The sequence below is a fragment of the Pseudomonas sp. MHK4 genome, from assembly GCF_054600775.1.
On sequence record NZ_BAAIAK010000006.1, the window covers coordinates 96,449 to 122,622 of the forward strand.

The window sequence follows — 26,174 nt, forward strand, 5'->3', positions numbered from 1 at the left end:
TCGGTCATGGTCGGTGATCTTTCAACAATATCTCATGCACCTCAACCCCTGCAGGAGCGGGCTTGCCCGCGAAGAGGCCAGCACATTCAACAGCTTCGTTGACTGACAGACCGCCTTCGCGGGCAAGCCTGCTCCTACAGGTTTTGCGGTGATCAGTTGTCTTCTTCTATATCCAGCAACAGGTTTTCCAGCGCCTCGCGGTAGTCCCCCGGCTCTTTCCACATGCCCCGCTGTTGCGCTTCGAGCATGCGCTCGGTCATGTCGCGCAGGGCATGGGGATTGTGCTCACGCACGAAATTCCGAGTGCCCGGATCGAGCAAATAGGCATCCGCCAGCAGTGCGTACTGGTGATCGTCGATCAACTGGGTGGTGGCGTCGAAGGCGAACAGGTTGTCGACCGTCGCCGCCATTTCAAAGGCGCCTTTATAGCCGTGCCGCTTGACCCCATCGAGCCACTTCGGATTGGCCGCCCGGGAGCGGATGACCCGGTTCAGCTCTTCCTTCAGCGTGCGAATCTTCGGCAGGTCCGGCTGGCTGTGATCGCCGTGATAACTGGCGGCCGCCTCGCCACGCAGGCTTTCCACGGCGGCCAGCATGCCGCCCTGGAATTGGTAGTAGTCATTGGAGTCGAGCAGGTCGTGTTCGCGGTTGTCCTGGTTTTGCAGCACTGCTTGCACCTGACCCAGGCGCCGGGAGAACTGCTCACGGGCTGCGGTGCCTTCGTCGGAACCGCCGTAGGCGTAGCCGCCCCAGTTCAGGTAGACCTCGGCCAGGTCCTCGCGGCTTTGCCACAGTCGACCGTCGATGGCGCCTTGGACACCCGCGCCATAGGCGCCGGGTTTGGCACCGAAGATGCGCCATCCGGCCTGTCGCCTGGCAGCGTCTTCATCCATCCCCGATTGCAGCAGCGCCTGACGTTCGGCGCGAACCTTGGCGGCCAAGGGATTGAGGTCGTCTGGCTCGTCCAGTTCGGCCACCGCTTGCACTGCGGCATCGAACAGGCGAATCAGATTGGCAAAGGCATCGCGGAAGAAACCCGATACACGCAAGGTAACGTCCACCCGCGGTCGATCAAGCAGACTCAACGGCAGGATTTCAAAGTCGTCGACCCGCTGACTGCCGGTGGCCCAGACCGGGCGCACGCCCATCAACGCCATGGCCTGGGCGATGTCGTCGCCGCCGGTGCGCATGGTCGCGGTGCCCCAGACTGACAGGCCGAGTTGGCGCAAGTGATCGCCATGGTCTTGCAGATGGCGCTCAAGAATCAGGTTGGCCGACTGGAAACCGATGCGCCACGCGGTGGTGGTCGGCAGGTTACGCACGTCCACCGAATAGAAGTTGCGCCCGGTGGGCAGCACGTCCAGGCGACCGCGACTGGGTGCGCCGCTCGGGCCGGCAGGGACGAAACGGCCACTGAGGGCATCGAGCAGGCCGCGCATCTCGGCGGGACCACAGGCATCCAGTCTGGGGGCGACGACTTCGCGCAGGTGGTCGAGGATGGCGTTCACTTCAGACCAACTCGCCTCCTGTGGGAGCCAGCCTGCTGGCGATGGAGTGTCAGTCGACATCAATGTGGCTGACACTCCATCGCCAGCAGGCTGGCTCCCACAGGAGATCAGTTGTGTGGCGAACAGTTCGAGACGTTCGCGGGTATCGCCGGTGGTGCGCCAGGGCTCATCACTGATCGACAACAAGTCGCTCGGACGCGGCCCAACCCACGGCTCGGCCAGCGCACAATCGAGCGGATCGAAGCCCAGCGCGAACGCCTTGGCCAGCGCCCGCAGCAGACTCGATTGCGCACCACGGCCATCGCCCCGGGGAATGCGCAGCAGCGCGAGCAAGGTATCGATGCGCAGCCGCCCCACCGGGGACTCGCCAAACACGTGCAAGCCATCGCGGATCTGCGACTCTTTCAAGTCGCACAGGTAAGTGTCCAGGCGCGGCAGCCAGATCGCCGCATCGGCATCGCTGTCCAGCTTTTCGTCCAACTGCAGTTCGCGGTCGATGTGGGTGTCGCGCACCAGTTGCAGGATGTCGCGCTGCAACTCCCGGGCACGGCGCGGGTCGAGCAACTGCGCCTCGTAATACTCGTCGGCCAACAGTTCGAGGTTGCGCAGTGGACCGTAGGTTTCGGCGCGGGTCAGCGGTGGCATCAAGTGATCGATGATCACTGCCTGCGTGCGGCGCTTGGCCTGGGCGCCCTCGCCCGGATCGTTGACGATGAACGGATAGATGTTCGGCAGTGGCCCGAGCAGCGCATCCGGCCAGCAGTGCTCCGAGAGCCCGACGCCTTTACCCGGCAACCATTCCAGGTTGCCGTGCTTGCCGACGTGGATCACGCCGTGGGCGCCGTAGGTGGTGCGCAACCAGAAATAGAACGCCAGGTAGCCGTGGGGCGGCACCAGGTCCGGGTCGTGGTAAACCGCACTCGGGTCCACCTGATAACCCCGCGCCGGCTGGATGCCAACAAAGGTCAGGCCAAAGCGCAACCCAGCGATCATCATTCGCCCGCCACGGCACATCGGATCGCTGTCGGGCGCACCCCAGCGCTCCAGCACGGCCTGGCGGTTGGCTTCGGGCAAGGCATTGAACATGCGCAAATAGTCGTCCATCGCCAGGCTTTGCTGGCACGGACGCTGGTCGAGGGTGTCGAGGTCGTTGCTGACGCCGCCGAGCAACTGCTGGATCAACGCAGTGCCGCTGTCGGGCAACTTGGCTGGCAGCGGATACCCTTCTTCATGCAGCGCCCGCAGGATATTCAGCGCCGCAGCCGGGGTATCGAGCCCGACGCCGTTGCCGATGCGACCATCGCGGGTCGGGTAATTGGCCAGGATCAGCGCAATGCGTTTTTGCCCGTTGGGCACCCGCGCCAGCTCGATCCAGCGCCGTGCCAGTTGCGCGACAAAGTCCATGCGTTCCGGCTGCGCGCGATAGCAGACCACGTCGGACTGACTGCGCTCGCTGCGCCAGGCCAGGTCCTTGAAGCTGATCGGCCGGCTGATGATGCGCCCGTCCAGTTCCGGCAACGCAATGTGCATCGCCAGGTCCCGCGGGCCGAGACCCTGTTCACTGGCGCGCCAGCCCGGTTCGTTGTCCTGGGCGCAAATGGCCTGGATCACCGGGATATTACGGCGAAACGGTCGCAAATGTGGTGCTTCAGGGCTGGATTGGGCGAAACCGGTGGTATTGAGAATCACCCCTGCCTCGACTTCATCCAGCCAGTCCTCGACCACGCAAAGGCAGCCGGGCTCTTTCAAGCTGGCCAGCGCAATCGGCAACGGGTTAAGCCCCGCCGCCTGCAAACGCTGGCAGAAAACATCGATGAAAGCGGTGTTCGCCGCCTGCAAGTGCGAGCGGTAAAACAGCACCGCCGCCACCGGTTGACCGGTCTGCCAGTCGGCTTGCCAGTCACTCAGTTGCGCGGGGCTTTTTCGCGGGTGGTAAATCGCCGTGCGCGGCAGGGTTTGCGGCTCGGCCCAGGCGTACTCGCGATCCAGCCAGCGATTGGCCAGGCAGCGGAAAAAGTCGAGGGCATTGCCCATGCCACCCTGGCGCAGGAATTGCCAAAGGCGGTCGCGATCCTCAGGGCCCACGGTGCTGAGGTCGCTGAGCTCCGGGTCCGGGCGATCATCGCCAGGCACCAGGATCAGCTGCACGCCGCGCTGCGACAGCTCCACCAACCGCTCGACGCCATAACGCCAATAGGCAATGCCGCCGTGCAGCGAAATAAGGATGACTTTGGCGTGGCGCAGTACTTCGTCGACATACAGATCGACCGACGCATGGTTCTGCACCTGCATCGGGTTGGCCAGGCGCACGCTCGGGTAATCGTCGGGCAACTGCTGCGCCGCTTCGGCAAGCAGTGCCAGGCTGGAGTCGCCGCTGCACAGGATCACCAGCTCGGCGGGGGTTTGTCCAAGGTCGGCAATGTTGTCGTCCGACACGAATCCGCCGGGCTGGGTCCTGAGCAGGTGCATGGGTTACACGCTGAGCGCGGCGCGCAATTGCGCTTCGAGCGTTGTTGCATCCAATGCCTGGCCGATCAACACCAGGCGCGTGGTGCGTAGTTCTTCAGCGCCCCACTGGCGGTCGAAATGTTTGTCGAAACGAGTGCCCACGCCCTGAATCAGCAGGCGCATCGGTTTGTTCGGGATCGCCGCGAAACCCTTGACGCGCAGGATGCTGTGCTCGACCACCAGTTGGGTCAGCGCATCCATCAGCAGGCTTTCGTCGGCTTGCGGCAGTTCGATGGAGATCGAATCGAAGGCGTCGTGATCGTGGTCATCATGATCCTCATCGTCGTGGTGGTGATCGTGATGGCTGTGACGGCTGTCGATGTGTTCTTCGGAACCGGCGCCGAGGCCGATCAGCACGTCCAGCGGCAGGCGACCGCTGCTGGCTTCGATGACTTTCACCGCAGGCGGCAATTCTTCGGCGACTTCCAGGCGCACACGGGCCAGGTCTTCCGGGCTGATCAGGTCGGCCTTGTTGAGGATCACCAGGTCGGCGCTGGACAACTGGTCGGCGAACAGCTCGTGCAGCGGCGATTCGTGGTCCAGGTTCGGGTCGAGTTTACGCTGGGCGTCGACCTGGTCCGGGAACGCGGCGAAAGTACCCGCCGCCACAGCCGGGCTGTCGACCACGGTGATCACCGCATCAACGGTGCAGGCACTGCGGATTTCCGGCCACTGGAAGGCTTGCACCAGCGGTTTGGGCAGGGCCAGGCCGGAGGTTTCGATCAGGATGTGGTCGAGATCGCCGCGACGGGCCACCAGTTCGCGCATCACCGGGAAGAACTCTTCCTGCACGGTGCAGCACAGGCAGCCGTTGGCCAGTTCATAGACGCGGCCATTGGCTTCATCGATGGTGCAACCGATGGAGCACTGCTTGAGAATTTCGCCGTCGATGCCCAGTTCGCCGAACTCGTTGACGATCACCGCGATGCGGCGGCCCTGGGCGTTGTCGAGCATGTGCCGTAGCAAGGTGGTCTTGCCCGAGCCGAGGAAGCCGGTGACGATGGTGACGGGGAGTTTGGCCAGTGTTTTCATCGGATGCCCTTTGGCAAGGTGGCGGGCATACGGGACGAGAACCGGCCACGCACAAGCGCGCCAGAAGCGTTCGCCACCGGATCACCCCGCCCGGTTGTAGTGAGAATCTGTATCGAGGCAGGTCTCCTGGCTGACGGTGTGCTGGCCTTGGAGCCTGGCATTCGCTGCGCCTTCCCGCGGGCTCGGACTTGAGCGTGCAGTGGCGTGGCAGCGAACATCACCGTTCACAGTTGCGGGGGCAGCCGCGGCATTGACCGCGTTCCCTTCTTAGCTTCGACAAGCGCCGAAGAACCTCGAAAGCGCAAGGCTACGCATGGTAATGGGGCGGGTCAATGTTCACATGAGATTGACTCGGTTCCAAGTTGAGAACGCTTGCCAATTGACGCGAATCCCTCACCCATGCTCTCCTACGCACCTTGTTACGGGTGCCCTTCACAGGGTGAAACGGGAAACCGGTGAATCATGTGCTTTACTCTAAAGCCATGTCAGTCCGGTGCTGCCCCCGCAACGGTAAGCGAGCGAAGCGTCAGATCCACTGTGCCAATGCGGCATGGGAAGGTGACGCTTGCAGGTCAAGGCTAACGCCTGCGCCCCTCGTGAGCCCGGAGACCGGCCCGCAACACAAAGTGACCAACACGATCACTGAATCAACAAACCCGCGGTGGGCGGGCGCTGTTCGGACTTCTGCGCGCTCGCTCGTGCGGGGTCCTGCCTGCGCTCTTATTCCCCGCTGACAGAACAGAGGGAAGCGCCATGTCGATCATCAGTAGCACCGGCCACAGCACCACCAGCAGCACCACTACCCTGTCCCAACGCCTGACCGCCGCTATTTGCGCGTCGATCCTCGGCGCGTGCCTTGTTTATTTCGCCGGTTTCTCGCACATCGAAGCCGTGCACAACGCCGCTCACGATACCCGCCACAGCTCCGCATTCCCGTGCCATTGAGACCTGCCGACATGATCAAGCGTATTGCGCAAACCGCAGGTTTCACCGGGCTGCTGGCCGCCCTGCTGCTGACGCTGCTGCAGAGCTTCTGGGTTTCGCCGCTGATCCTGCAGGCCGAAACCTACGAAAAATCCGAACCTGCCGCCGTTGCAGTCCACGAACACGCCGCGGGCGTCGCTGCCCACACTCACGACGCCGAAGCCTGGGAGCCGGAAGACGGCTGGCAGCGCGTGCTGTCGACCACGGGCGGCAACCTGGTGGTGGCAGTCGGTTTCGCCCTGATGCTCGCCGGCCTCTATACCTTGCGCGCGCCGACCAAAACCTCCCAGGGCCTGCTCTGGGGCCTGGCCGGTTACGCCACCTTCGTCCTGGCGCCGACCCTTGGCTTGCCGCCTGAGCTGCCGGGCACCGCGGCGGCGGATCTGGCGCAACGGCAGATCTGGTGGATCGCAACCGCAGCGTCCACCGCAGTCGGTATCGCCCTGATCGTATTCAGCCGTCACTGGCTGATGAAGGTCCTCGGCGTGGCGATCCTCGCCGTCCCCCATGTAATTGGCGCACCGCAACCGCAAGTGCATTCGATGCTCGCGCCAGAAGCCCTGGAAGCCCAGTTCAAGATCGCTTCGCAGCTGACCAACGTGGCGTTCTGGCTGGCCCTGGGTCTGATCAGCGCCTGGTTGTTCCGCCGCAAGAGCGACGGTCAATACCACGCATGACGGATCTCAGCACAGCGCCGACCCTGGTGGTCGGCCTGGGCTGCCAGCGCGGCTGCCCCGTCAGTACGTTGCGGGCATTGCTCGACCAGGCATTGCAAGCGCACCAAATCGAACTGCATCAGATCAAGGCCTTGGCCAGCATCGACCTGAAGCGCGGCGAACCGGCCCTGATCGAACTGGCCGAACAGCTTGGGCTGCAGATGATGTATTTCAGCAGTGAGCAACTGGCAGGTTATCAACCCCGACTCAGTCACCATTCGGACATCGCCTTTGAACGTACCGGGTGCTATGGCGTGGCGGAAAGTGCCGCACTGGCCCTGGCCGAACAACTGGCCAATGCCCCGGCCAAATTGCTGATCCCGCGACAGAAATATGCCCAGGCCACCCTGGCATTGGCCGGCGCCGCGTAAAATCCCCGATAGTCCACGCATTCGATCATGAGCAATCTTCATCTGAAGCCTGCCTTTCCCCTATTTCCAACAGGAACCGACGATGACCGTCTACTTCATTGGCGCAGGTCCCGGCGACCCCGAACTGATCACCGTCAAGGGCCAGCGGCTGATTCGCAGCTGCCCCGTGATCATCTATGCCGGCTCGCTGGTGCCCGCCGCAGTACTGGAAGGACACTGCGCCGAACAGGTGGTCAACAGCGCCGAACTGCACCTGGAACAGATCATCGAACTGATCAAGGCCGCCCACGCCAATGGCCAGGACGTGGCCCGCGTGCATTCCGGCGACCCGAGCCTGTATGGCGCCATCGGCGAGCAGATTCGCCATCTGCGTGAACTGGATATTGCGTTTGAAATCATTCCCGGCGTGACCGCAACGGCCGCCTGCGCGGCGCTTCTGGGCGCGGAACTGACCTTGCCGGACGTGTCACAAAGCGTGATCCTGACTCGCTACGCCGACAAGACCGCGATGCCCGCCGGAGAAGAACTGGTCAGCCTGGCGCAGCACGGGGCGACCATGGCGATTCATCTGGGGGTCAATCACCTGGCAAAAATCGTCGAGGAGCTGCTGCCACACTACGGCGCCGATTGCCCGATTGCGGTGATTCACCGGGCGACCTGGCCGGATCAGGATTGGGTGGTGGGAACGCTTGAGGATATTGCCGGGAAGGTCGAAGCCAAGAGGTTTCGGCGTACGGCGTTGATTCTGGTGGGTCGGGTATTGGGCAGCGAGCATTTCAGCGAGTCGTCGCTGTATCGTGCGGGGCATGCACATTTGTATCGGCCATAGGGCCTCATCGCTGGCAAGCCAGCTCCTACAGGTGACCACGTTCCAATGTAGGAGCTGGCCTGCCAGCGATGAGGCCATTGAATTTATCCCATAAAAAAACGGCGCTCACGGGGCGCCGTTTTTTCTTTTCGCAGCGAACACCTTAGTAGTAGGCGTTTTCTTTCTGCGTGTGGTCGGTCACGTCACGCACACCCTTGAGCTCGGGAATACGCTCGAGCAAGGTGCGCTCGATGCCTTCCTTCAAGGTCACGTCGGCCTGGCCACAGCCCTGGCAACCGCCACCGAATTGCAGCACGGCAATGCCGTCTTCAACTACGTCGATCAGGCTGACCTGGCCGCCGTGGCTGGCCAACCCCGGGTTGATCTCGGTTTGCAGGTAGTAGTTGATGCGCTCGTTGACCGGGCTGTCGGCGTTGACCATCGGCACTTTGGCGTTGGGCGCCTTGATGGTCAGCTGGCCACCCATGCGGTCGGTGGCGTAGTCGACCACGGCATCGTCCAGGAACGCTTCGCTGAAGTGGTCGATGTAGGCGGTGAAGCTTTTCAGCCCCAACGCCGTGTCTTCGGGTTTTTCTTCGCCCGGCTTGCAGTAGGCAATGCAGGTTTCGGCGTACTGGGTGCCAGGCTGGGTGATGAAGACGCGGATGCCGATGCCCGGGGTGTTCTGCTTGGAGAGCAGATCAGCCAGGTAATCGTGGGCGGCGTCGGTGATGGTAATAGCGGTCATGGAAACTCCTCGCAGGCTTGGACGCAGTTTACGCCAATCATCGCGCCGGACAAAGTCCTAGTATTTTTGTCGGGAAAGAATCGGGGTAGCCTCAACTGGCGATTCACCGTCAATCCAGACTTTAAGCCGCCGATAACTGCTTTTTTCCACCCATTCATAACTTGCCCACGATCCCACTCCGATGGTCACGACACAGATTGCGAACATGACGTAGGAATCGATCCCATAGCGCTGTGCGACAAAACCGCCGGCGGATAACACCAGCACATGCATCAGGTACACCGAGTAGGAACAATCGCCCAGTAACTTGAACAATCTGTTGTTCGCGAAAAACCGCTCGAGCGACATGCAAGCCATGACCAGCACCGCGCTCGGCAAGCCCCAGGCCAGCAACCGTGGCTGCGGGGCTGCGTGATAGATCACCATCAGCGCGCCGACGATGCCCAGCAACGGCAACCAGAGCCCGGGCTTGATCCAGCCACTGCGGTAGATCATGCCAATGGCGATCCCCAACAGAAACTCATAAACAATGCCCGAGCGATAAAACTCGCTGACCCAGCCATATCCCGTCCACGCCTGGCATACCGCAAACAGCAAGGCCGCGACAATCAACAACCGGACCTGCAAGCGAAACAGCAGCGCCCAGGCAAACAGCACGTAAAACAGCATTTCATAGTTGAGCGTCCAGCCAACATTAAGCGTCGGATAAATACCGTAGCCACCAGGGTTCTGCGTAGGAATAAACAACAACGACAGCAGGAAATGCGACCAGTCGACCGTCTGATCCGGCAACACTGGTTTGGCGAACACGACCAAAAGGGCCATCAGCACCGTATACAGCCAATACGCCGGGACAATGCGAAACAGTCGATACAGTAGAAAGCGACCTGGCGGCAGTGATTTGTTCTCGGTGGACAAGAAAATCACCAGCCCGCTGATGACGAAAAAGATGTCGACGCCCACCGCGCCCTTGTCGATGAACATCTGCCCAATCGGCCCGCGAGCATGAAAGTCGAAGAAAATCTGCATGAAATGGTGGCAAACCACTGTCCAGGCCGCGAGCGCGCGAAGCGCCTGTACTGAAATCAACATCGATGGCCCTCCCAATACTTCAACCCACCAACCCCGTGCAGGATCGGTGGAGCCTATTGAGTCCGACACCAGACCATCGTCAATCGATCAAAGATTCTCGTAGCGATTCATGTCCAGCACGCCCTCTTCCACCGGGTCGGTTTCGTGGATATAGCGGCTCAAATCATGAAAATACTGCCAGAACTGCGGGTGACTGCGACGGATGCCCCAGCGTTCGACGATTTTCTCGAAGCGGTTGGCAACCTTGGCATTCTCCATCGCATCGACGAATTCCGGGACTTGATCAGCGGGAATGTTGAACATGAAATTCGGGTAACTGCTGAGAACTCCAGGAAAAATCGTGAGCGTATCGAGCCCCGGCTGGTAGCGCAGCGACTCACCGATCAGGAACGCCACATTGCTGTGTGCGCGGTTGCGCAGCAGGCTGTAGATCACACGCTGTCCGCTTGCGGTCTCGACCCGCAGCATGGTCGCTTCCGGCAGTTGATCGATGACCTTGAGGCCGGCCGCCGGACGGGAGGCCAGGCGACTCAACGCCTGCTCAGCCGCCTGCAGGACCGGATCGATGTTCGGCCGCGAACAATAGGCACCGTCGCAGCGATTGATCGGATCAGGCTTGGCATTCAGCTCGCCGTAGCGCGCCAGCAACTGCATGGCGAAGTCGCGCTTGGGGTCCTGCTCATTGAGTTTCAGCGCCGTCGACGTGTCGTCGTCGATGGACTCATAGTCCAGCCACATCTTGAATTTGCCGCTGTTCTGGTACCAGTCGTCGAGGTAACCCTCCCGCGAGTCAGCCGGCATCAGGCGCAGGAAATTCTGTTCGGCGCCATTGCGGATCAGGTCGAAATACAGGCGCGTCTGGGCCTGATGGGACACATTGCCGAACACGTCGAAATTCACCGCCAACTGGTAATAGGTGCGCTCCAGCAACGGAAAGTCGAACAGCCACATGGTCTGCGGCACGTCGCCGATCAGGCCCTTGGTCACCGCGGCGCTGTCGAAATGGCGGAAGATGCTCAGCAGTGCGTTGTCGTTGCCGGCCCACAGGCTCGACCAGCTTGGCGGCGGCTCATCGGCGTAGCTATCCCGGCGCAGGGCTTCGTATTCGTTGCGTTTGTCGCGGTAGTCGTGCCACAGGCTCAGGACACTGCCAACATCGTCGTTTTGCCCCGGCATCGCCAGCAACGGCGTGGCCTGCCCGCGATAGTTCGGGTCGGTGATGTAGAGGTCGTGCTCCGGCGCCTGGAACAGCGCCCAGAAATTGTCGCGGATCACATCCGTGGCGATCTGCCCCCGGCAGACCGGGCCGCGAATGAAGGTACGGACGAAATACTCGGCGTTGTCGAGCATGAACTGATAACGCGCCTGGGCCGGGATCGCTTCGAAGGTGGCAAACGGATTGGCCCGACGTTCCGGGCCGTAGCCCGGCAAGGCATTGACCTGCCAGTTGCCGTTATAGAACAGGCTTTTGACCCGCGCCATCTTCGCCGCGCCCAGCGGATAGGTGATGTGCGTCTTGTGCACGATCACGCCCTGCACCGGCCATAAGCGGTAATACACCTGGGTGCCGGGGTCGTCATTCGGCCGACGGGTGTTGATCAGGTCGATGGGCTGGCCGGTGGGCGTGCGAGACCGCACCCACTGGAAGAAATGCCCCGGCTCGCCGTCCTTGAAATAGAGGTGCGCAAGAAACCAGTGTTCGAACAACCAGCGCCCGACCAGGCTCTCCCGCGCGCCCGGAGCATTGAGCAGGTTTTCCCACTGCACCACCTGCAATGCTTCTTTTGCGCTGGGCACCAGGGCCTGTTCATCGATGGGTGCACCCGAGGACAGCCAGCGTTGCAACGTCTGGTATTGCTGATCGGTCAGGCCGGTGACCGCCAGGGGCATGCCTTCCCTGGGATGAGTACGGGCATAACCATCGAACTCGTCCGGCGAGGCGCACATGTTGTTGCGATTGAGGCCCAGGACAATGCCCTCGGGCAATTTGGCATTGGGCTGCAACGCATTGCTGTGACCCAGCTCCAGCATGCGCGCCATCAATGCCGCCTGGCTGCCCTGGGCGTCGAGCACCGAATAGAAGCCTTTCTGTTGCCAGGCCCGCTTGCCGAATGCGTCATAGAACAGACGGCTGGGCGCGACCGCCTGGCTGCGATCACCGTCATACACCGGGACTTTCGTCGCGCCACGGGCCGCACCCTCCCCGCTGCCCAGGTTGAGCTGACAGGCGGCGTCGTTGCAGGCGTGGCAGGCCACGCACTTTTCGCTGAAGATCGGCTGGATGTCGCGACTGTAGGAAATACCAGCGGGATTTGCCGGACCTTGCGCAATCGCGCCCCAGCTTAAAAGCAGCAATACACTGCTGATGACGACGCGATACGACATGTCCCTGGTCCCGATCCTTTAGAAAACGCCGCGATTCTACCGGGCTGGCCGTCTCACCAACATGAGCGATATTCATGCAAAACCCGGACATGCTCTAAAAGCGCACAGGTTTGCTATCATCCCGGCCCTTCGTCATGGTCTTTCCGAGTAGTCCCAATGTCCGATCGCAGCGTTCGCCTCCAAGCCCTCAAGCACGCCCTCAAAGAGCGCATCCTGATTCTCGATGGCGGCATGGGCACGATGATCCAGAGCTACAAGCTCGAAGAGCAGGATTATCGTGGCAAACGCTTCGCTGACTGGCCGAGCGATGTCAAAGGCAACAACGACCTGTTGGTGCTGACGCGCCCGGACGTGATTGGTGGCATCGAGAAAGCCTACCTGGATGCCGGTGCCGACATTCTGGAAACCAACACATTCAACGCCACCCGGATTTCCATGGCCGATTACGGCATGGAAGAACTGGCCTACGAATTGAACGTAGAAGGCGCTCGCCTGGCGCGCAAGATCGCCGATGCGAAAACCCTCGAGAACCCGGACAAGCCGCGTTTCGTCGCCGGCGTGCTCGGTCCTACCAGTCGCACCTGTTCGCTGTCGCCGGACGTGAACAACCCCGGCTATCGCAACGTGACCTTCGATGAGCTGGTAGAAAACTACACCGAAGCCACCAAGGGGCTGATCGAAGGCGGTGCCGACCTGATCCTGATCGAAACCATCTTCGACACCCTCAACGCCAAGGCCGCGATCTTCGCCGTACAAGGGGTGTTCGAAGAGCTGCACATCGAATTGCCGATCATGATCTCCGGCACCATCACCGATGCCTCCGGCCGTACCCTGTCCGGCCAGACCACCGAAGCCTTCTGGAACTCCGTGGCCCACGCCAAGCCGATTTCGGTCGGCCTGAACTGCGCGCTGGGTGCCAGCGAGTTGCGCCCGTACCTGGAAGAGCTGTCGAACAAGGCCAACACCCACGTTTCCGCACACCCGAACGCCGGCCTGCCCAACGAGTTCGGCGAGTACGACGAATTGCCGGCGCAAACCGCCAAGGTCATCGAAGAGTTCGCCCAAAGCGGTTTCCTCAACATCGTCGGCGGCTGCTGCGGCACCACGCCGGGCCACATCGAAGCCATCGCCAAGGCCGTGGCCGGTTATGCCCCACGGCAGATTCCGGAAATCCCCAAGGCTTGCCGCCTGTCGGGGCTGGAGCCGTTCACCATCGATCGCAACTCGCTGTTCGTCAACGTTGGCGAGCGGACCAACATCACCGGCTCGGCCAAATTCGCCCGCCTGATCCGTGAAGACAACTACACCGAAGCTTTGGAAGTCGCGCTGCAACAGGTCGAGGCCGGCGCCCAGATCATCGACATCAACATGGACGAAGGGATGCTCGATTCGAAGAAGGCCATGGTGACCTTCCTCAATCTGATTGCCGGCGAACCGGACATCTCCCGCGTACCGATCATGATCGACTCCTCCAAGTGGGAAGTGATCGAAGCCGGCCTCAAGTGCATCCAGGGCAAGGGCATCGTCAACTCGATCAGCATGAAGGAAGGCGTCGAGCAGTTCATCCATCACGCCAAGCTGTGCAAGCGCTACGGCGCCGCGGTGGTGGTGATGGCCTTCGACGAAGCCGGCCAGGCCGACACCGAAGCGCGCAAGAAAGAGATCTGCAAACGCTCCTACGACATTCTGGTCAACGACGTCGGCTTCCCGCCGGAAGACATCATCTTCGACCCGAACATCTTTGCCGTAGCAACCGGCATCGAAGAACACAACAACTATGCCGTGGACTTCATCAACGCCTGCGCCTACATCCGCGACGAACTGCCGTACGCGCTGACCTCGGGCGGCGTGTCCAACGTCTCGTTCTCGTTCCGTGGCAACAACCCGGTGCGCGAGGCGATCCACTCGGTGTTCCTGCTGTACGCGATCCGCGCCGGCCTGACCATGGGTATCGTCAACGCCGGGCAACTGGAGATCTACGACCAGATCCCGGTGGAACTGCGCGACGCCGTCGAAGACGTGATCCTCAATCGCACCCCGGAAGGCACCGACGCCCTCCTCGCCATTGCCGACAAATACAAGGGCGACGGCAGCGTCAAGGAAGCCGAGACCGAAGAGTGGCGCAACTGGGACGTCAACAAGCGTCTGGAGCATGCCCTGGTCAAGGGCATCACCACGCACATCGTCGAAGACACCGAAGAATCGCGCCAGTCATTCGCCCGTCCGATCGAAGTGATCGAAGGCCCGCTGATGTCCGGCATGAACATCGTTGGCGACCTGTTCGGCGCCGGCAAGATGTTCCTGCCGCAGGTGGTGAAATCTGCCCGCGTGATGAAGCAGGCCGTGGCGCACTTGATCCCGTTCATCGAACTGGAAAAAGGCGACAAACCAGAGGCCAAGGGCAAGATCCTCATGGCCACGGTCAAGGGCGACGTGCACGACATCGGCAAGAACATCGTCGGCGTGGTGCTGGGATGCAACGGTTACGACATCGTCGACCTCGGCGTGATGGTGCCGGCGGAAAAAATCCTGCAGGTGGCCAAGGAACAGAAGTGCGACATCATCGGCCTGTCCGGCCTGATCACCCCTTCGCTGGATGAGATGGTCCACGTGGCGCGCGAGATGCAGCGCCAGGACTTCCACCTGCCGTTGATGATCGGTGGCGCCACGACTTCCAAGGCACACACCGCGGTGAAGATCGAGCCCAAGTACAGCAACGACGCGGTGGTGTATGTCACGGACGCCTCCCGTGCTGTCGGCGTGGCGACCCAGTTGCTGTCCAAGGAGCTGAAGGCTGGCTTCGTCGAGAGAACCCGCGAGGAGTACATCGAAGTCCGCGAGCGCACCGCCAACCGCAGCGCCCGCACCGAACGCCTGAGCTACGCCGCCGCCATTGCGAAAAAGCCGCAGTTCGACTGGAGCACCTACGAACCTGTCAAGCCGACGTTCACCGGCGCCAAAGTGCTGGATAACATCGACCTGAAAGTGCTGGCCGAATACATCGACTGGACGCCGTTCTTCATCTCCTGGGACCTGGCCGGCAAGTTCCCGCGCATCCTCCAGGACGAAGTGGTCGGTGAGGCCGCCACCGCGCTGTACGCCGACGCCCAGGAAATGCTCGCCAAACTGATCGACGAGAAATTGATCAGCGCCCGTGCGGTGTTCGGCTTCTGGCCGGCCAACCAGGTGCGAGACGACGACATCGAAGTCTACGGCGATGACGGCAAGCCTCTGGCCAAGCTGCATCACCTGCGCCAGCAGATCATCAAGACCGACGGCAAGCCGAACTTCTCCCTCGCCGACTTCGTCGCTCCGAAGGACAGCGAAATCACCGACTACGTGGGTGGCTTCATCACCACCGCCGGGATCGGCGCCGAAGAAGTGGCCAAGGCTTACCAGGACGCCGGCGACGATTACAACTCGATCATGGTCAAGGCCCTGGCCGACCGCCTGGCCGAAGCCTGTGCCGAGTGGCTGCACCAGCAAGTGCGCAAAGAGCACTGGGGTTACGCCAAGGATGAAACCCTCGACAACGAAGCGTTGATCAAGGAGCAATACAGCGGCATCCGCCCTGCCCCCGGCTACCCGGCGTGCCCGGATCACACCGAGAAAGCCACGCTGTTCAAGCTGCTGGACCCGCAAGCGGAAGAACTCAAGGCCGGTCGCAGCGGCGTGTTCCTCACCGAGCATTACGCGATGTTCCCGGCAGCAGCGGTCAGCGGTTGGTACTTCGCTCACCCGCAGGCGCAGTATTTTGCCGTGGGCAAGATCGACAAGGACCAGGTGCAGAGCTACACCTCGCGCAAAGGCCAGGAGTTGAGTGTGACCGAGCGTTGGTTGGCGCCGAACCTTGGGTACGACGACTGACCCGATCCACGCCGCTGCAATCACGCCGATTGCAGCGGCTGCCGTTTCCCCCTTACAGGCCCAATTCAGTCCGCTCAAGCCCCGTGAGCTCAATTTTCAACGCCTGCTCTGCGACGTTTTTGTCGATACTCCAGGCCTGCATCGCCAGTTCGCGCGCATCGTCGAAATTCGGATGAAGTTCCTCCACCCGGTCGTACTCAACTTCATGTTGACGTTGAAAATCGGCAAACCTTTGCGGATACGTTTTCTTCAGGTAGTCGCTCCAGAATGTGCGCTCTGCAAGGCTGCTCACCAATTCGTCCGTTTGCTCCGCCGCCGTCACCTGGGAGAAGGCAGCGTCGAGATCGGTAGAGGAAATGTTGGCTATACCTTCATACAACATGTCCCGTGGCTGGTTCGGCAGTTGCAGTCTATTGGCTAGGCCCTTGCGATAGGCCAAGCGAATTTCTGCCGGATCCGTCCCTGGATTGGCTTTGACGCGCGCGTCGGCAATGGCCTTGACCTTGTCCAGGCGAAATAGCCGTTTGGCCAATCCGAGGAGTGCGGCGCCTTGTTGCCCGGTTCCCACGGATTGTTCGGTGTTGAACACCAGCACCTGAACTTCCAGGTCGCTGAACAGCAGAATGCGTCCATCCCCGCAGGTGTAGCCTGATCGCGACGCGCCGAACAGCAGCTCGCGGAGAGAGTCATTACGATCAGCAGCCTCCAAGACTTGCCAGACGCGGTCGGTGAGGTCGGCCCGGGTTCGGGCAAAGTCGGCGCTTTCCCTCAGTTCCGAGAGCAAGTGAAAGAACGCCTCGTTGCTCTCTTGCGCCTTGAGCCGCTGCCAAATGGCTCTTCTTGTTGCGTTATTCGCCACATCGTCGGTCAACCAGCGTGCCAGTTGTTCCTCCTCGCAATCATTGGCTTGCCCCAGAGACTCGTCGGCAGACGCCTCTTCTTCGCCCGACATCGAACCCTCGTCCGAGGCACTTCCTTCAAGGTCATCCTGGGAGTAACCAAGGCGATGGCCATGCTCTCGCGAACAATCGAGAATGGCCAAAACGTCCTCGTGCGATAGAGGGTTGTCGCTGATATCCATGCCACTGATCAAGCGCTCATGCCTGAGTACAGCGTTCACATACGGCCCCCGAGGCGGGCCACTCTGCAAATCCCATAACGCCTCGGGAATCGTTGTCAGTCGATTGCGGCTCAGGTTCAGTGTCCTGAGGCCTGGAACCTGCAACACCCCCGTAGGCCATTCCGCCAGGTTGTTGCCTTCCAGATTCAGGACCTCAAGCCGAGGCATTACACTGACGTCAAATGCCAGCAGGCGGTTGTTGCCCAAGTCCAACTCCCTGAGCGCAGACAGGCTGTTGAGTTGGCGTTGCAATGTCTCGGTCATCGACAATTCGTTGTAGCGCAATTGCAAGCAGCTGAGGTCACGCATGCCAGTCACTGCGTCCGGCAAACTCTCGAGCCGGTTTTGATCGAGCACCAGATTGCGCAGTCGAGGAAAACTGTTGAGGAACCCATTGGAACCTTGCTCACTCAACCCCGCGCCACCCAACCTGAGGGTATGAACCGAGGCAAGAGGTTGCGCCAGGGCCGGTAAATCCCCCAGCCCCAGATCCGTCAGGTCGAGGATCGCCCCGCCGCCGGGTGCCCGCTCAACCGGGCCGACCAGCACTTCCCGGCGCCAGCACCACAGGATGCTGTCTGCAGCGCGTCGACGGGAGCGCTGCGAAACATTGCGCCCTGCCTCGCCGAAGACCCGGCTTTCAATCCAGGTATTGAGCGTATTCCTCGTCGTTACATACGCCTGGCGCCATTGCGTGATGCGCGCATCAATCTGCGTCGGGCTCAGGCCCTCGCCCTCAAGTCCCTCGATGACCTTGTGCGCCATCGCCTGGTCCATGTCCGGATCGAGCCTGCGCAAGCGTTCGTGCGCGGTGAGCGCCGGTTCACCCGGGACCACCTCGGCGGGCAAGTCCGGCAACACGCATTCGGCACGTATCGCGTCGAGGTCCGGATAAAAAAGCGGTTGAGCCGGCTCAAGCATCATTTGCAGATGACTTCGATCTGCAACCGCAGGAGCGGGCATGGGCGGAAGCCCTAGACGTGCACGAAGCCGATTGGCGACATCCAGTTGCTCGGCGATGGCCTGATCGGTCAATCGGCAGCCACGCACTTGAGCCATGGCCAACAGGTGCTCGTTCGCTATCGTTATCGGCTGCGGGAAGGAGGTGATACCGCTGTTGTTGAAGTTCACGCTGCGCAAGTTGGGCAAATCCAGTACCCCGTTTGGCCACTGGGTAACGGCAGTACTGCTCAAATCCAGGGATTTGAGTGCGGTCATGCCACTGACATCCAGCGCTCCCACCCGGTTGAATTGCAGGTTCAGTACTTCAAGGCTGGTCAAGCGGCTCAAGCGCCCCTGTATGGCAGGGGTAATCGTCAGGTCGTTATGGCTCAGGTCCAACACCCGCAACCGGGTGAGCTGGTCCACGGCGGTCGGCAGCTCGTAGAGGCGGTTGTACCTCAGATCCAGGTTTTGCAGCTGCGGCAGTCGGGCCAGAAGACGGTCCACCTCGCCTTGCGCCAGGAATGTCCTTTGCAGGTTCAGGGTCTGCACATGGGTGTAGGCCGCCGACGGCAGATCGGGCAAATCAGCTAACAGGCCGCCCGACAAATCAAGCACTGGTGCCGTCGCGTGCCCTTGGGTTTCTCCCCCCCAACGGGCCTGCACGCCATAACGCCAAGAAGCCAGCAGGCGATCAGCAACGACTTGGCGATGATCGCCGTCATAGCCCATACGTTCGACCCTGATCGATTGGGCCTTCCAGTCATCCAGTTGCCGCACGAACTGGTCCTCCTCCCGGCGCATCTCGCCGATCTGCTCAAGCAAGGTGGCGGTGGTGACGCCTTCCTCCCTGGACGGTAGTTGGAAACGGGCCTGTTCGGACACCGGCACTCGGCTTCTCAAGCATCCCCCGCGGTAATGGTTGGCCATTTGCTCGGCGTCGGCCAGGTGGGCAGGGTTGTCCAGCACATGGCGATAAGCCGACATGAATGATGCATGCTCCAGCTTGCTCCAATCCATGACCAGGCCTCTCCACAGCGGCTCATGGCCGCTGAGCAGCGCCTGCGGCAGCCTGCTGATCGGGTTTCCCGATAGATTCAGTGACTGCAAGTGATCCAACTCCAGGATGCCCGCCGGCCATTGCTGCAACTGGCAATAGGACAAATCCAGCTGTCGCAGCTGGCTCAGGCGGTTCAGGTCAAGGCCTTCCATCTTCCCTCTGATGCTGAGCGTTTGCAGCTGCGGCATCGCATTCAATTGCGCTTGCAACTCAGCCGAATGGCTAAGCTCCCAACCCTCAAGGTGCAGCTCGCGAAGGCCAGTGGCGGCCGTGACGGAGGCTGGTAACTGCGCGCCCTCGGTGATCGTCACACGAACGCTCCTCAGCTTGGGGAACTGACTCAACAGTTCCCCGGCAGCGGGCGACGCGCAGAGTGCGCTATTGAGCTTTATCTCTTTGACATGGGAGAAGTCAGCCGCCAGGACAGGAAGGTCGCTAGCGCCAGAGAGATCCAGGTTAACGTTGGCGTTGCCGTCGCGGTGCAGCCCCAATCGCCAGCAATGAATCAAACGGTCGGCGACGACTCGCCGATTCAGGCGATCAATACTCAGCGATGGCCCTGCCTGGGGTTCTACCCACCCATCAAGTGTCGCGGTCAATGCTTCGAGTTCGCGGGAACGGTTGTTCAGTAAAGTGAAAATCTGCTGATCGGACCGCCCGCAAAGCATTTGGTCACTGACAAACCGACCCGCCATTTCCTCCGTCAGGTTGGGATAGATGTCCCGCACCCGGGCAACCAGTGAGGCGTTGTAGCCCACCTGCGCGCCGGCGCCGCGCCCACTCAGCCCATAGGCTGCAACGCCCGGCTCCGGCCCCCTGAATCCGCGTCTGGGTGGTTGTTGTTTCAATGCTCGCGACATCTCGCTGCGATGGCCAATGGCATACTCGGTCACTGCCTTTTGCAGGTCCGCACCCTGCCCCACGCTGGGCATCGCCAGATCGCTGCGCACGCCATCCGGCAGGGCATGAAGGATGGAGGAAAAGTAGTTACGCCCCTGGCCCGACACGCCGTTCAAAGTGTTTCCCTCAGCGTCATAGGCTTGGAACTGATTGTCCCGGATGACCAGGTATTTACGTTCTGGCGCCATATCACTACCGATGCTGTCGACCAGGCGACCCTCTACGCTGCCTTCGCGAATCTCCAGTCGTACCTTGCCCTGCCAGCCCGGCAGGTGCTCCAGCGCGTGCAGCGCGACGCGATCGCTGTCCAGCGAAGCCAGGCTGTCCAGGCTCAGGCCGGCAAAGGCCCGGTTCAGGCGGGCCTGTTGCATCAACCCGCGAGCCTTTTCGGCCATGGCCAGCGGCACGCGTTGGCGCTTGTTCAGGCTCAGACGTTCCAGCTCGGAGGCCTCGGTCAACAACTGTCGTGCGATGCTGTCAGGCATGCCGGGATTGGCCCGCTGAAGGACTTTTAAATCCGCTTCGACGGCGCCTGTGCCTCTTTCAATTTGGGTGAACATAGAGGTCTTTTGGCTGTTCAAGTGGTCAGCCATCTGCTTGCTGAACTCGGTCACCCACTCGCTCCTGCCTCTGGCGCCTTCGCCCCCGAGTAACTGGCTGACTTCCCGCTCGTCCAGCGCGGCCAGTACAGACCCCGGCAGTTGACCGCTGGAAACCTGCTCTGCGGTGACCTTGATCGTGGGCTTGGCCCGTGTCGGTGCATACCCGTAACGCGTCGACTTGCCCACAAGCCCCGGGCCCTCGAACACTTCGATCACCCGGCCGAACGGCCAGCGGGCATATCAACCAGTACCGGTAATACAATGTCGGCACGGTTATCGGCGATGCCTTTACCCGTGCGCACCTGGTCTACCAGCGTATTGACTTCCTGGTGGATCTTGAACTGGTTCAAGGTTTCGGCCAGCAGCGGTGGAGGTGGCTGATGATCGATGTGCATGGCGCGCAGTGCGTCGTCGCTGACCCCGCTGACGTCGGCAATGTGCGCCAACACCTCATCGGTAAAGGGCTCCGTCACATGGCCCATGCGCCGCAACAGCATGGGGCGATCCCACTCCAGGGGCTGCTCCAGGCTATGACGCCAGGCGCCCAGACCGTTGTGGTGCAAGATGGGCTGGTACGCGTCGAGGTCGGTCGGGTGCCTGAGCCGCCATTTTTTGATCTGTGAATCAAAGTGTTTTTCATAGACCTTGCCGTCCTGGCGAATGTAGCTTTTGCCGTTCACCGAATACTCGCCCTGGGCGTTGGGCTTGAGCGTTTCGCCCAGCAACACGTCGCTTTCGTAGGGAACCAGGTCGGGCTTCCACAACCGTACCTGGCCATTGGGCAACTTGACCGGCAGCAACCCGTCCACCACCTGGCTGCCCCTGATTTGCGGAGGTGTGCCGGCTTTTGCGCCGATCACACCCAATGCAGCGATGAATGCGACGTTTTGCACAACGGATCGCAGGTGTGTCCATGCCTCCTCGGCATCGCCCTGTTTCCAGGCTTCCACCCCGTGGTAAACCTCGACCGACAATTGGACGACGGTCACCGCCATCATCACCTCTCCCAGCCCCGGCACGAAAAAGGCGGCCACGTTCAGGACATTGAGCCCCCATTCAGCGTAGTGCTTGAGCCGTTCGATCCAGGCCTCGTGATCTACTTCAGCGGTGGGAATCGCCAGCAACAGCGCATCGGCTTTGATCCTGGCCAAATGACTTTTATAGAGCTCACCAAACACCTCACCGTCAATGAAGGTTTCATCCATCGCAAGATCAATGTCGTCGTTCCAGACTTGTTCGTATATGCCATCGCGAAACGCCAACGGGTTATAGGGTGGGCCTGGATAGACCGGGTTTGGGTTCCAACGGTAGACCTTGAGCTGATTCTTGAGTCGATGAAAGAACCTCGCGTACTCATCCCGCGGGACAAATCCTGAGAAGAATCGCTGATAGCTGGCAGACCGCAGATTGATTGCCAGCACCTTGGAGAACTCGCTCAAGGAGGCATATTGTTTGAAGGGACTCAGAGGGTCCGCCGGGATGTAGACAATGATTTGAGTGTCAGACAAAAACCTCGTAAGAGTGGGTAAAACAGGCACCGCCATTGTCCAAGGATTCTCGCCGATTTTGCGCAATTTTCGCCAACCTGGGCCGATAACCAGGATATCGTTCAAGTCCGAGCCAAAGACCTGCAACCGGCTATAGGACAGCGATGCCGAGACGCTATTGGTTTGCGGCGTGTCATTGAGTATCGCCATCAACGTGGTGTAGGCCGTTTCATCTATGTTGGAGCGCGCCCGGGCGATATGCGCTTGCAAGCGCATCCGATCCTTGTTGGCCGTAATCGTCTGCCGGCGCACCTGCGCGGCCATGTGAGGCGCGTCGAACGTCGCGCTCAGGTGGTCCTGATACTGCTTGCCCAGGTCCAGCTTGCGGCACAGGCTGGCAAACTCGGCAGGCTTGATCGACAGCTTGTTGTGAATGATGTAGCGCGAATTGAAATGGGGGAAGATCGGACTCGTACCGTACGCCTGGCTCTCCAGTGCATCCGCGGGGGCCAAGGCACTGGTTTCCTGCAAGGCAACCCCATCAAAAGGTTCATCAGCCTCGAAGTTGCGCAGCGCCGCCTGCAGCAGGGGCTGATGTTCGAGCAGGTTGGGCGAGCGTAAATGAAACAGGTGGGTCCGATTGACATCCGGAGCCTGGCCGAACTGTTTGCGCATGGCCTCTTCCAGCAATGGCTTGGCAAACTCGGTGATGCCTTTGAAGTCTTTGAGGGTCTTGGCCAGCGCCAGGTTGGATGCTGTGCTCTGTGCCTGGCTGTCAAGCAAGGCTTGGCGCAATGCGGGCGATGCCTGGGCGTACTGCTGGGGGTAAGCAGCGATGAACTGCTGAGCGGGGTCCCGAGCCCGATCCAACGCCTGAATATGGGCGGGCGTGAGGTGCTCAATCCAGCCGGGTAGACGACTCTTGATCAACGAGGCGTGGAGTCCCGGTCCGGCGGGTTTTGAAGGAGCTGGCATAAAGTCGTTCCTGATACCTGAAAAATGAGGTGTCAGGACATCACGCCCGTGTCCGGTCATGGTGGTACATAGTTATAACGGCAAAGCTTGATCATAGAGCCAGGATTGCCGCGATCAGCGGTAAAACTGACTACCCTAGGGTGAGTACACAGACATCACATCGCGTGAGGCCCCATGGACGATTCAAACAACAAACCGCCGACTTTCTGGCAAATGCTCCACAGCGTGATGGCGGCGGCGTTCGGCGTGCAAAGCGCGAAGAACCGCGCCCGCGACTTTACCCACGGCAAGCCCAGTCATTTCGTGATTTTGGGGATTGGGTTCACGGTGGTGTTTGCCCTGATGCTGTTTGGCATCGTCAAACTGGTGCTGATGTTGGCAGGGGTTTGACGCGCCCCCCCCGGCCATTCGCTGCGCCTCAAAGCCAGCGAATGTCCGTGAAACGACGCTTGTTGCGGTTTTCGCCCGTCAATTGCCGCAGCGGAGCCCGGACGGGGCCGATTACTGGTGACTGACCCAGAATACCGCAGTGCCGACGACCAGGATGATCAGGAACAGAATCGCCCAGGCATCGACCGAACTATCGCTTTTCGTTGCTTTGGTTGGGTTGCTCATTGCATCGCCTCTTGTCGGTTTTATCGGTGATTGCATAAAGACTCGATCACATTAAAGACGACGATTGCCCGCACCACAAACAGGGTCTTTGCAACAACGATTCTCATTAGTCCTTTTGGTTCTTTACATATACTCAAACATCACTTTTGCGCATAACCGCAAACTGGTATCTTGCCCCGGCTCCGTAGGGAGTGCGCGGCCGTGCGCGCAGAATTGCAGAGGTTTTATCGGACTCCGGCAAGCACAAAAACGCAGCGGTATCCGAGCGACCCAAGCCTGAGAACAGGACTTATATGTACGTATACGACGAATACGATCAGCGGATCATCGAGGACCGCGTCAAGCAGTTCCGTGATCAGACCCGACGCTATCTGGCAGGCGAGCTGAGCGAAGAAGAATTCCGCCCCCTGCGCCTGCAAAATGGCCTCTATATCCAGCGTTTCGCGCCGATGTTGCGAGTCGCCGTGCCTTACGGCCAGCTGACTTCGCGGCAAATGCGAATGATGGCCAAGATTGCCCGCGACTACGACAAGGGCTACGCGCACATCAGCACCCGGCAGAACGTGCAGTTCAACTGGCCGGCCGTGGAAGACATCCCGGATATCCTGGCTGAGCTGGCCACCGTGCAGATGCACGCGATCCAGACCAGCGGCAACTGCCTGCGCAACGTCACCACCGACCAGTTCGCCGGTGTCGCTGCCGACGAATTGATCGACCCGCGCCCATGGTGCGAGATCGTGCGCCAGTGGACCACCTTCCACCCGGAATTCGCCTACCTGCCGCGCAAGTTCAAGATTGCCGTCAACGGTTCGACGTCCGACCGTGCCGCCATCGAAGTCCATGACATCGGCCTTGAGCCGGTGCACAACGCCGCTGGCGAACTGGGCTTCCGTGTGCTGGTCGGTGGTGGCCTGGGCCGTACGCCGGTGGTGGGCGCGTTCATCAATGAATTCCTGCCGTGGCAAGACCTGTTGAGCTACCTCGACGCCATCCTGCGGGTCTACAACCGCTATGGCCGTCGCGACAACAAGTACAAGGCGCGGATCAAGATCCTGGTGAAAGCGCTGACCCCTGAAGTCTTCGCCCAGAAAGTCGACGCGGAAATGGAACACCTGCGCGGTGGCCAGACCACGTTGACCGAAGCCGAAGTGCATCGCGTCGCCAAACACTTCGTCGACCCGGACTACAAGGCGCTGGATAACCAGACCGCCGCCCTGGCCGAACTCGACCAGCAACACCCAGGCTTCGCCCGCTGGCGCGTGCGCAATACCCTGGCCCACAAGAAGCCCGGTTATGTCGCCGTGACCCTGTCCCTGAAACCGACCGGCGTTGCCCCGGGCGACATCACCGACAAGCAGCTCGACGCCGTGGCCGACCTGGCCGAGCGTTACAGCTACGGCCAACTGCGCACTTCCCACGAGCAGAACATCATCCTGGCCGACGTCGAACAGGACAAGCTGTTCGCCCTGTGGGGCGAGTTGCGCGAGCAAGGTTTCGCCACGCCGAACATCGGCCTGCTGACCGACATCATCTGCTGCCCGGGTGGCGATTTCTGCTCCCTGGCCAACGCCAAGTCGATCCCGATCGCCGAATCGATCCAGCGCCGTTTCGACGACCTGGACTACCTGTTCGACATCGGTGAACTGGACCTGAACATCTCCGGTTGCATGAACGCCTGTGGTCACCACCACGTCGGCCACATCGGCATCCTCGGGGTGGACAAGAAAGGCGAAGAGTTCTACCAGGTTTCGCTCGGCGGCAGCGCCAGCCGTGACGCCAGCCTGGGCAAGATCCTCGGCCCGTCCTTCGCCCAGGAAGCCATGCCTGACGTGATCGAGAAGCTGATCGACGTGTACATCGAACAACGTACCGAAGACGAGCGTTTCATCGACACCTACCAGCGTATTGGCATCGACCTCTTCAAGGAACGCGTCTATGCAGCGAATCATTAAGAACAACGAAGTCGTCGACGAAACCTGGCACCTGCTGCCCAAGGACTTCAACATCGACGAGATCACCAACTGCGACGACTACATCGTTCCGTTGCAGCTGTGGCGCGAACACAGCCGCATGCTCCTGGCCCGCGACGGCGGCCTGGGCATCTGGCTGGATGCCGGTGAAGAAGCCGAAGAAATCGGTGAAGACGTGGCGAGCTTCCAGGTCATTGCCTTGAACTTCCCGGCCTTCACCGATGGCCGTAACTACTCCAATGCCCGTTTGCTGCGTGACCGTTACGGTTTCAAAGGCGAACTGCGGGCGATTGGCGATGTACTGCGCGACCAGTTGTTCTACCTGCACCGCTGCGGTTTCGATGCGTTCGCGATACGCCCCGACAAAGATCCGTACGAAGCCCTGGAAGGTCTCAAGGACTTCTCGGTGACCTATCAGGCCGCCACCGACGAACCGCTGCCGCTGTTCCGTCGCCGCTGACTGTCAAACCTTGAACCCCGTTCG

General features: G+C 60.8%; 15 protein-coding genes and 2 riboswitches. Of the genes, 8 read left to right on the forward strand and 7 right to left on the reverse strand.

The genetic code is table 11. The features are described from left to right. Nucleotides 1-152: 152 nt before the first annotated feature. Complete coding sequence (gene cobN, locus ACYP2Q_RS16915; RefSeq protein ID WP_459731513.1) at nt 153-3,977, reverse strand: cobaltochelatase subunit CobN; 3,825 nt, start codon at nt 3,975-3,977, stop codon at nt 153-155. A gap of 3 nt (nt 3,978-3,980) precedes the next feature. Beyond that, nucleotides 3,981-5,048: a cobalamin biosynthesis protein CobW gene (gene cobW / locus ACYP2Q_RS16920; protein ID WP_459731515.1), complete on the reverse strand. Its 1,068-nt coding sequence runs from the start codon at nt 5,046-5,048 to the stop codon at nt 3,981-3,983. Between the two features lie 99 nt (nt 5,049-5,147). Then, nucleotides 5,148-5,359, reverse strand: a riboswitch (cobalamin riboswitch). A 95-nt stretch (nt 5,360-5,454) separates the two neighbouring features. Then, a riboswitch (cobalamin riboswitch) is annotated at nt 5,455-5,680 on the forward strand. A gap of 121 nt (nt 5,681-5,801) precedes the next feature. On the opposite strand from cobW, the gene ACYP2Q_RS16925 reads away from it, so the two are divergent. The 4 genes from ACYP2Q_RS16925 to cobM all read left to right on the forward strand — a co-directional run bounded on the left by ACYP2Q_RS16925 (nt 5,802) and on the right by cobM (nt 7,948). Further along, the gene (locus tag ACYP2Q_RS16925; protein ID WP_459731517.1) at nt 5,802-5,993 is read left to right on the forward strand and encodes a CbtB domain-containing protein; all 192 of its coding nucleotides are present in this window, start codon (nt 5,802-5,804) and stop codon (nt 5,991-5,993) included. An 11-nt stretch (nt 5,994-6,004) separates the two neighbouring features. Then, nucleotides 6,005-6,709 (forward strand): CbtA family protein, encoded by a 705-nt coding sequence (locus tag ACYP2Q_RS16930; protein WP_459731519.1) that lies wholly within the window; start codon nt 6,005-6,007, stop codon nt 6,707-6,709. After that, nucleotides 6,706-7,119 (forward strand): cobalamin biosynthesis protein, encoded by a 414-nt coding sequence (locus tag ACYP2Q_RS16935; protein ID WP_459731521.1) that lies wholly within the window; start codon nt 6,706-6,708, stop codon nt 7,117-7,119. The genes ACYP2Q_RS16930 and ACYP2Q_RS16935 overlap by 4 nt, the downstream gene beginning before the upstream one ends. A gap of 82 nt (nt 7,120-7,201) precedes the next feature. Continuing rightward, nucleotides 7,202-7,948: a precorrin-4 C(11)-methyltransferase gene (gene cobM, locus ACYP2Q_RS16940; RefSeq protein WP_459731523.1), complete on the forward strand. Its 747-nt coding sequence runs from the start codon at nt 7,202-7,204 to the stop codon at nt 7,946-7,948. 142 nt (nt 7,949-8,090) lie between these two features. On the opposite strand, the gene nfuA is transcribed toward cobM, so the two are convergent. The 3 genes from nfuA to ACYP2Q_RS16955 all read right to left on the reverse strand — a co-directional run bounded on the left by nfuA (nt 8,091) and on the right by ACYP2Q_RS16955 (nt 12,152). Further along, the gene (gene nfuA, locus ACYP2Q_RS16945) at nt 8,091-8,675 is read right to left on the reverse strand and encodes a Fe-S biogenesis protein NfuA (protein ID WP_007912592.1); all 585 of its coding nucleotides are present in this window, start codon (nt 8,673-8,675) and stop codon (nt 8,091-8,093) included. 57 nt (nt 8,676-8,732) lie between these two features. Next, nucleotides 8,733-9,767 carry an acyltransferase family protein gene (locus ACYP2Q_RS16950; RefSeq protein ID WP_459731525.1) on the reverse strand — a complete coding sequence of 345 codons (1,035 nt, stop codon included), beginning with the start codon at nt 9,765-9,767 and terminating at the stop codon, nt 8,733-8,735. 87 nt (nt 9,768-9,854) lie between these two features. Continuing rightward, nucleotides 9,855-12,152, reverse strand: a complete 2,298-nt coding sequence (locus tag ACYP2Q_RS16955; RefSeq protein ID WP_459731527.1) for a fatty acid cis/trans isomerase — start codon at nt 12,150-12,152, stop codon at nt 9,855-9,857. Nucleotides 12,153-12,308: 156 nt separating this feature from the next. Here ACYP2Q_RS16955 and metH point away from each other — a divergent pair, with 156 nt between their 5' ends. Beyond that, a complete protein-coding gene (gene metH / locus ACYP2Q_RS16960; RefSeq protein WP_459731529.1) occupies nt 12,309-16,019 on the forward strand; it encodes a methionine synthase in 3,711 nt (1,236 codons plus the stop codon). A 52-nt stretch (nt 16,020-16,071) separates the two neighbouring features. On the opposite strand, the gene ACYP2Q_RS16965 is transcribed toward metH, so the two are convergent. Together ACYP2Q_RS16965 and ACYP2Q_RS16970 are read right to left on the reverse strand one after the other, a co-directional pair. After that, a complete protein-coding gene (locus tag ACYP2Q_RS16965; protein ID WP_459731531.1) occupies nt 16,072-20,850 on the reverse strand; it encodes an NEL-type E3 ubiquitin ligase domain-containing protein in 4,779 nt (1,592 codons plus the stop codon). A 5-nt stretch (nt 20,851-20,855) separates the two neighbouring features. Next, on the reverse strand, nt 20,856-23,105 hold the full coding sequence (locus ACYP2Q_RS16970; RefSeq protein WP_459731533.1) for a dermonecrotic toxin domain-containing protein: 2,250 nt from the start codon (nt 23,103-23,105) through the stop codon (nt 20,856-20,858). 174 nt (nt 23,106-23,279) lie between these two features. Between ACYP2Q_RS16970 and ACYP2Q_RS16975 the strand changes: the two genes are divergently transcribed. From ACYP2Q_RS16975 to ACYP2Q_RS16985, 3 genes are all read left to right on the forward strand, one after another. After that, a complete protein-coding gene (locus ACYP2Q_RS16975) occupies nt 23,280-23,495 on the forward strand; it encodes a DUF2970 domain-containing protein (RefSeq protein WP_459731534.1) in 216 nt (71 codons plus the stop codon). A gap of 518 nt (nt 23,496-24,013) precedes the next feature. Then, a complete protein-coding gene (locus ACYP2Q_RS16980; RefSeq protein WP_459731536.1) occupies nt 24,014-25,672 on the forward strand; it encodes a nitrite/sulfite reductase in 1,659 nt (552 codons plus the stop codon). Further along, nucleotides 25,656-26,150, forward strand: a complete 495-nt coding sequence (locus ACYP2Q_RS16985) for a DUF934 domain-containing protein (RefSeq protein ID WP_459731538.1) — start codon at nt 25,656-25,658, stop codon at nt 26,148-26,150. Before ACYP2Q_RS16980 ends, ACYP2Q_RS16985 begins: the two co-directional genes overlap by 17 nt. The last annotated feature ends 24 nt before the right edge of the window (nt 26,151-26,174 follow it).